The sequence below is a fragment of the Paenibacillus phytorum genome, assembly GCF_013141715.1.
Taxonomy (GTDB): Bacteria; Bacillota; Bacilli; order Paenibacillales; family NBRC-103111; genus Paenibacillus_E; species Paenibacillus_E phytorum.
In genome coordinates this window covers 1-5,779 of record NZ_WHOA01000216.1, presented here as the reverse complement: position 1 = coordinate 5,779, position 5,779 = coordinate 1, and the positions used below count along the sequence as shown (strand labels likewise).

The 5,779-nt window shown below is 35.7% G+C and carries 5 protein-coding genes and 1 pseudogene; 4 read left to right on the top strand and 2 right to left on the bottom strand.

Going from position 1 to position 5,779, the window contains the following annotated elements; genetic code table 11:
• The 3 genes from GC098_RS39635 to GC098_RS30195 all read left to right on the top strand — a co-directional run.
• A partial coding sequence (locus GC098_RS39635; protein ID WP_216625475.1) for an ABC-three component system protein occupies positions 1-405 on the top strand: 405 nt, incomplete at its 5' end.
• Positions 402-881, top strand: a complete 480-nt coding sequence (locus GC098_RS30200) for a three component ABC system middle component (RefSeq protein WP_171647185.1) — start codon at positions 402-404, stop codon at positions 879-881. The genes GC098_RS39635 and GC098_RS30200, both read left to right, overlap by 4 nt.
• On the top strand, positions 878-2,830 hold the full coding sequence (locus GC098_RS30195) for a DUF3732 domain-containing protein (RefSeq protein ID WP_171647183.1): 1,953 nt from the start codon (positions 878-880) through the stop codon (positions 2,828-2,830). Before GC098_RS30200 ends, GC098_RS30195 begins: the two co-directional genes overlap by 4 nt.
• A gap of 355 nt (positions 2,831-3,185) precedes the next feature.
• On the opposite strand, the gene GC098_RS30190 is transcribed toward GC098_RS30195, so the two are convergent.
• The gene (locus GC098_RS30190) at positions 3,186-4,079 is read right to left on the bottom strand and encodes a DUF4435 domain-containing protein (RefSeq protein WP_171647182.1); all 894 of its coding nucleotides are present in this window, start codon (positions 4,077-4,079) and stop codon (positions 3,186-3,188) included.
• Entirely contained in the window at positions 4,076-5,482 is a 1,407-nt protein-coding gene (locus GC098_RS30185; protein ID WP_171647180.1) for an AAA family ATPase, read from the bottom strand. Before GC098_RS30185 ends, GC098_RS30190 begins: the two co-directional genes overlap by 4 nt.
• 130 nt (positions 5,483-5,612) lie before the next feature.
• On the opposite strand from GC098_RS30185, the pseudogene GC098_RS30180 reads away from it, so the two are divergent.
• Positions 5,613-5,779 (top strand): annotated as a pseudogene (locus tag GC098_RS30180) (SpoVR family protein); the annotation flags it as partial.

Sequence of the window (5,779 nt, the reverse complement as noted above, 5' to 3'; positions counted from 1 at the left end):
ATATCCCTAAGTGAAAAGCGAATTGAATTTGCCTTAAGGGACTACTATAGGGCATTTATGCAAAGGTCAAGATGGGTATCCGATCTCCTGGTAAGTTTAAGTGAGTTAGAACGATATGAAAAACGATTACACGAAGCATGGGAAGAATATTTTGAAATATTAAACGAGTCTGGCATTGATGGTCAAACAAATCATGAGTTGATACCGAAAGGACAGCAACTATATGATCAACTCATGAGGATTTCCCATTTAAATATAAGGACAAGTTGTACAGAGCCCTATGTAATGAAAGGTAGTTTCCATATCCTAGCCGATAAGAAGAATTTATCTCTCGGGTGGCACCCCCATTACAAAGATTTGCTTCAGCGGGCTGACTCAGATAATCAAGAAGGTGCCACCGGATGAATACATGGCTCCAACGCCCAACAGAGGTAGCAAACCTTCTTAATCCTGCATTTTGTGGAATGTTACTAAAAGAGTTTGTAAAGTCTTATGAAAACGAAACCGGCTCAGGTGTGCCCCTTGAACTAATGTTTTTGTTACTTCCAATTGTTTTGCATTCTAGCACACGGGAGCAGCTCCCCTCTACTGTACGCACTCAATTACAACCTTGGTTACAAAGCTGTCCCGATGTAAGGATCGGATTTGCTCATCGTGTAAATGAGATGATCCCGTTCACTCGAGAATCGATGATATTCCTTATGAATAAAGGCTATCTGGAACAAGTAAACGGATGTTTTAAGACAAATACAAAGAGATATATCAGACAAACAATTCCTGATGAGATCAATGAGATCATCAAAAAATGCAGGTTTTTAGGTCGTTGGTTGTCTAATTCATCAAGCTCGACAATTTTTACATTATGGGGGATTCGTCCATGAGCATACAAATCAAGAGTATCGTTTTGTATCATAAAACTGGAAAAATGAGAACTGTTCAGTTTACACTAGGCAAAGTAAACATTATTACCGGGAAATCTAAGGTAGGTAAGTCAGCGATAATTGAGATCATTGAGTATTGTTTAGGTAGATCTGAGTTCAGGGTACCCGAAGGTGTAATTCGTAATCATGTTGTTTTCTTTGGTGTTAAACTAAAACACAAAGAGCATGAAATTATTATCGTCAAGAAGGCACCAGAAGGAAATGCCGTTAGCCAGAGTCAGATCCATTTCGAAGTAGGTACGGATTTGCAATTTCCCGATCTTGATAAGATTAAGACCAACAGTAATGATGATAGCTTGGTCGAATACTTAGGCAACCTCATTGGTATATCTGCTAATTTGCATATTCCTTCCGTAGGGGAATCCCGTGACTCAATAGAAGCGAATTTCAAACATACTAGAACGTTTCTCTTTCAGAAACAAAGCGTAATCGCGAACGAGTCCACCCTTTTTCACAGGCAAAACGAACCTTTTATACCGCAAGCAATAAAGGACACTCTTCCTTATTTCTTGGGGGTGATTCGTGAAGATCAACTTAGACTTGAACAGGAATTACGTCAGACGAAGCGTCAGCTCAAACTTCTAAAGAAAAGAATGGACGAAGCAATCCTGATAGCCGGTAATTCAAGCGCTTCAGCGATTAGTCTATTTGAAGAAGCCAAGCAGGTTGGGTTATTAGACGAAAAAATATCCTCCGACAACTCGGAAGCTATTCTAAGTTATTTAAGAGAAGCCCTAAAGTGGAAACCCTATGATGCTCCCCTATTCGAAACAAATCATTCCCAAAAATTACAATCTGATCGACGCGGGATTATCGAACAAATTGCTCAAGTAAATGATCAAATTAGTTCCGCTCAAGCCTTTGCATCCGAAGCAATAGGATATACACATCAAGCAAACCAACAGCGTTTAAGGTTGGAATCGGTACATCTTTTCCCCAGTGAAGGTGATGGTCGTGAACATTGTCCTTTATGTACTTCAAGAATGGAGAATTCAGTGCCGACTGTTGATCTTATAAATTCATCCCTATTGAATCTTAAGAACAATCTTATTTCTGTCGAACGCGAACGACCTAAACTACGTGAATTTCTAAGCCAATTAACTCAGGAGCAGAATTCACTGAAGGAAGAATTGCAAACCATTACAAGTTCCATCAATTCCCTTGTGATGGAACAGCAAATCGCCGATGACATAAAGGAGATCAACACAAGGATCGCCAGAGTTGTCGGCAGAATTAGTATGTTTTTAGAACATTATCATGAAGTTCATGAGGATAAAGGACTTAGTGGTCAAATTGCACAATTAGTAGACAGAATTAAGGTGTTGGAACAAGAGTTGGATAAGGACAAGAAAGATGAATTACTCACTTCTGCCCTTAGCAGAATATCCACCTACATGACCAAATGGGCTGAGGAACTACAATTGGAACATTCTGAGTCCCCTTATCGGTTGGACCTAAAAAACCTAACCGTAATTGCGGACCAAGAAGAAAGACCCATTCCCATGTATAGAATGGGCAGTGGCGAGAATTGGTTAGGTTGTCATCTGGTTTCCCATTTAGCATTGCATAAGTATTTCATTCAAAGAGCACGCCCAATTCCTTCATTCATTATCCTTGACCAGCCAACCCAAGTATACTTCCCCCCGGATAAATACTCTGTGATGGAAGGGCTTGATGAGGAACTAACGGACGAGGATCGTTTAGCTGTTTCACGGTTGTTTAACTTGTTGTTCTCCGTTTGTAATGAGCTCCAGAGTAAACTCCAGATTATTGTTTTGGATCATGCTAATATTGATATTCCAGAGTTCCAGGAAGCTCTAATAGAAGAACCATGGCGAAATGGAAGAGCATTAATTCCCTCTGACTGGTTATTAGAAGATACTGAATAATACTGATGGACAAAAGCCTTTATATGGTTCTTTTTGACCAGGTAGGGGCTTTGTTTTTACGCCTTATACGAATCGGGATGGTAAACTTTCGCCCACCGACTAAAGTCGAGTTGAAAGACACTTATTTCCAAAAAATACATTCTTTTCGGCAATTAGATTAAGCTGTTTCGTCTCCTTCCTCTTTCTCTTTTTAAACATATACTTAATCGTAGCTCATTCTGATCATCTAATATTAAAGCTAATTTTAAAGGCTTTCGTAATTCAGGATCATTTCCCATTAACACAACAAAGACTGCCCTAAGGCAGCCTTCTTTTAAATCTATTTGTAAATCAAGATCTCTATTTAATTACAATTTCAGGAAATTTGACTCACTAATTTTTTTGATAACTGATTTTTATATTGGTCAGATAAGATTATGTAAGGTGTGTTTCTAGCTTCCCAATCTAGAATGGAAGAATATAGACCAGTTTTTTCAAAATATGCACTTTCATAAGCTAGTAATAACCATTTTGAAACTGTATTATTTTTTGCAGGTGTTCCAAATGATCCAAATAATTTACTAAGACTTATACAGAGAACTTCAACCAAATCATGTCCACAACAGACTTGCCATGGACTATGTGTAGAATTTTTAAGACCAAACTCAACAATTTTTTTTAGATCGTCTAATTTCAATTTACACTTTTGTGTATTATTTATCACTGCTGAAATCATGTTTTCAAGATTAACATTTAAAGTTTCATCATCAACAAAACAATTAAAATCAAGGCCTTTAAAATTAAGATTCATGTTTCTCTTAGATGAAACCCATCTCAAATATCCTAAAGGCTTTCCAGCCTCCAATAATTTATTAGTTACATTCTCAATTGATGGGATCTTATCTATGTCACCATAAAACAACAAAAGCTTTTCTAATGCAGGTGTACTAAGAACTATTGTTTCAATGTCATGTGTGTCTGTTTTGGCAAGATTATTACTATTTAATGCAACATTTTCAAGATTCCAAAAGTCAGAGTCAATAATACCTAATACTCCATCTGCATTTTTTACTTCCAGAAATCTAATCGTATCAATTACATTAATTTTGCTATGAGCTGCTATTGGAAAGCATTTCTCTCTATTAATTAGCCAATAATAACCAAATGAATCAGTTCGCCCTTCAACTACTAAGAAAGACATTCCCTTTTTTTTGCCTTTCATCATCAATATTTGATTCCCTAGTGTGTAACCATTTAGGTATGACTTCATTTAAAGACATCCTCCATAAACCTATCCAAGTTATCCCCATAATTGTTATCATCATATATTAGCTCTTCAAGTTCATCTTCTTCTAATGCGACTGTAAGATCCCAGCGATCATTAATAATTTGAGGAGAATGAGTTGCAATCAATACATCGAAAGGAACGACTTTTGTTATCTCTTCTAAATCCCTTAAAAATTGGACTTGCCAAGCAACATGCAAAGACAGTTCGGGTTCGTCAATTAATATTAAAGAGCTTTCAGTAATTTTAAATAATAGTTCATACAAAAGAACAATTTGATGTTGTTCGCCAGATGATAAGCTCATTGGATGAAGACTTTCACCACGCGATGTAACAAATGTAATTCCTTTTACTTTATCAATTATCATTTCTTTATGACGAAAACGTGCTTTAATTATTTTTTTAAGCAAATCTATTCTTGAGGCTAGATCGTTAAACACGTTTAATTTTTGTTCCGTATCACTTACATAGATCGATAATACACTGCGTGTACGATCATCTATTTCTTCATTACTTACTTGAAATTCGAGATCCGAGTTGTTATCAAGTAATCCTAATTTTATTAATTTCTTCCTCTTAGTTTCTAGTTCATCTAATTTATTTAATAACTTTTCATTGTTTAGCTCTTCATTGTTTTTTAATCTAACTAGCCTCGTAGGGAATGTACGATCTAATGATTGAGATAGTGTACCATAGTCAGCAAGTTTTGATTTGATTTCTCTAGCAAGTTCATTTGCATAAACTGTAACAGAATGCTCAGAGAGTTGTTCTTGTGATCTCCTTACATTTTCCAACTCACGATTATTTAGAATTAATCTTTCAGTCTTAATAAATTGAATTGGATTAAATTTTTTTATTTCAACTAACCATTCCGGAATATTATTTTGCCTAATAAAATTATTAGGTAGAAAGTCACTAAATTTATTTATTACATCATTGAAACTAAGTATATCCCCTGTGGGAAGGTACCTCCAAAGTCTTGCTCCAATTCGATCAAGACCTGGGATAATATCACTTATCATTTGAATGGGAACTGAGAAACTATTATTATCTTCTTCAAATGTAGGTTTGTAATTTTTATATTTACCTTTATAGGGCTTGTAAACAATTAAAAGCGAGTTATTATCGTTCTTTTTTATATCTTCAACGGGTTTATTAATTACAGAAACACTTGAATCATCATCAAAATGAACAATAAATTCACTAAAAGGAATCGTAGAAAGTTTCAAAAAATTGTGAGTAAAGAAATTGTGAATCATATTTAACAGGGTAGTTTTACCTAATCCATTTGGACCATGAATTAATGTAATGTGTTCCTCGATATTCAATGGTATTTCGTGATCAAATTCACCAAATAATTTAGTTACAAGTATATTTTTAATTTTCATTCCTATCCTCCATTTTACTTACACATTAACAACAGGATAATTATACCATGGAAAAGTTCTGGATGACTAGGAATTAAGTCCATCGAAAATATCCATTTCCAATGATTTTATTGAAAGATAAGCACCTTAGCTCAACGAAGGCTCGGCTTCGTACTGGCATCAACACATACTGCGCGAGCTGGATTTGACTGAAGAGGAGACGATTGAGTACTCCAAGCACAACTCCTCGGTCGTGGTTCCGTCCCGTCATACCTTAAATCCTTATTATCTCGGGCTTAAAATTTATGAAGATATCGA